This window comes from Frankia sp. CcWB2, from assembly GCF_977927585.1.
This window is the reverse complement of record NZ_CDWRCM010000007.1, coordinates 32,405-34,606: the sequence shown is the minus strand read 5'-3', so window position 1 is coordinate 34,606 and position 2,202 is coordinate 32,405. Positions and strand designations below refer to the sequence as shown.

General features: G+C 69.7%; 1 protein-coding gene and 1 pseudogene. One reads left to right on the top strand and one right to left on the bottom strand.

Annotated features, from left to right (window positions below; all coding sequences use genetic code 11):
- Positions 1-977, bottom strand: a pseudogene (locus tag ACY45C_RS01980) (transcription-repair coupling factor); the annotation flags it as partial.
- Positions 978-1,651: 674 nt separating this feature from the next.
- On the opposite strand from ACY45C_RS01980, the gene ACY45C_RS01975 reads away from it, so the two are divergent.
- Positions 1,652-2,095, top strand: a complete 444-nt coding sequence (locus ACY45C_RS01975; protein WP_462185958.1) for a MerR family transcriptional regulator — start codon at positions 1,652-1,654, stop codon at positions 2,093-2,095.
- Positions 2,096-2,202: the final 107 nt, after the last annotated feature.

Genomic DNA, 2,202 nt, shown 5'->3' with positions numbered 1-2,202 from the left:
AACTCCTGGCTCGTGCGCACCAGTTCGCTCGCCCGCGAACGGACCCGTTCGGGATCGCAGACCAGCACGTGGGTGCCGGCCGGCAGGTCGTCCAAGAGCAGTGACATGGCGTCGACGAGTACCGGGGCGAGCGCCTCCATCCCCTCCACGGGGATGCCGTCGGCGATCTTGTCGAGCAGGTCCAGCAGCTCCGGGTGGCGCGTCGCGAGGTCCGCGGCCCGCGCCCGCACCTGCGCGGTCAGCAGCAGTTCGCTGCACGGCGGCGCGAACAGGACACGGCCACCACCGGTCGCGCCATCATCCTCCGGCAGCGCCCGCTGGTCCGCCACGGAGAACCGGCGGATGTCCTCGACCTCGTCGCCGAAGAACTCGACCCGCAGCGGATGCTCCTCGGTGGGCGGGAAGACGTCGAGGATGCCGCCGCGCACGGCGATCTCGCCGCGCCGCTCGACCAGGTCCACCCGATGGTAGGCGATGTCCACCAGCCGCGTCACCACGCCGTCGAGGTCGGCCGTATCGCCCTCGGCGAGGGTGACCGGTGCGAGCTCGCCGAGCCCGGCCACCTGGGGTTGCAACACCGCACGGATCGACGCGACCACGATCCGCAGCGGCGGCCGACCGGTGCTCGCCGGATGCGTGAGCCGGCGCAGCACGGCGAGGCGCTGCCCGACCGTGTCAGCCCGGGGGGACAGCCGCTCGTGGGGCAGGGTCTCCCAGCTCGGGAAGACCGCGACCACATCGGGACCGAGCAGGCTGCCGAGCGCCGATGCCAGATCCTCGGCCTCCCGGCCAGTAGCCACGACGGCGAGGACCGGCTGGTCGGCCCCGACCGCCAGGGCCGCGGCGGCGAAGGGCCGCAACGCCGCGGGACCAGCGAGGTCGAGGACCGGTTCACCGACCGCGCCGATCGCCCGGCCCAGGGCAGGGTCCCCGCCGGGACGGGCGATCAGCGCGTCGAGCAACGGCGCGAGGGTCATGGGGTGCGTCCCTGTGCCTCTCGGTTGGTTGGGATCCGACTCCGACTGGTTGGGATCGGACGACGTGACACGGCAAGGCCGATCCGGCCCTGATCTACCGCCCGGCCCCGCTCCACACGACGCTTCCGCCCGGCGATGCCCCGGTCCGCAGGCGCCGGGTCAACCTCGATACCCAGTCGATCTCGATACCGGATCAGGCCCGATACCGGGCCGACCTTGATACCCAGTTGACCCTGATACCGGGCCAGCCTTAATACCGGGCCAGCCCCGATACCGGGCCGACCTTGATCGGCTCAACCCTGTCGGCACAGACGATATGTCCAGCCTACGACAACCTTCCCACCCGCCCCGGCAACCCACCCTCCTCCCGTTCGGGCCGGCGCCGTGCCCGTCGGGGCCGGGGTAACGTGCGCGTCCAGGCGAACGCGGGGCCGGTCAGGTGGAAGCCGAGGGCGCAGCTGCAGGGTCGCACCGGCGAGCGCGACGGCCCCGACGTGACGTATCTCACGTTTCCGGTAACGCGTTCCGGTCGGTACCGGACGACGGACGGCACGCTCGGGCGTCCCGCGCTCCCCCGCCTCGGCAAAGGGGGCGCTGCATCGCCGATCGACGTACAGTCGATTGCCTGGCGTCCGGTCCGGTCGTCCAATATCTACCTTAACGTAAGGGCCGAGTTGTCCACCAATCGCCGTGGTGTTTCGGGATCGAACACGACCCGTGGCGACGTTTACCAGATCGGGGACGTTGCGGAGCGGGTCAGTCTCTCCCTGCGAACAGTCCGCTACTATGAGGAATCGGGGCTCCTCATGCCGGTAGGTCGGACCGTAGGGGGATTTCGTCTCTACGACGATGATGCCATCGAGCGGCTGCTCCTCATCAAGAAGATGAAACCGCTGGGGTTCACCCTGGAGGAGATACGGTCGCTGCTGGCCCTTCGCGACGAGCTCGCCGAGCCCGACCTCGCCGCGGACGCCCGGGCCGAGCTCCAGGAACGGCTTGGCACCTGGGTGGTACTCGCGGAGGAAAAGCTCTCTACGCTTCGGGAGCAGGTCAGCGTCGCGGAGTCGTTCGTCGGCGGGCTGCACGACGACGCGAAACGGTCGCGCGGAACCGCCTGATCCGCGGACACCGATCATCGCACTCACCGCGGCGGGCCTCGCGAATCTCACCGGCAAGACCAAGATCAAAACCTGAGGTTATTTTCCAGCAACTCCCAGGGGATGCT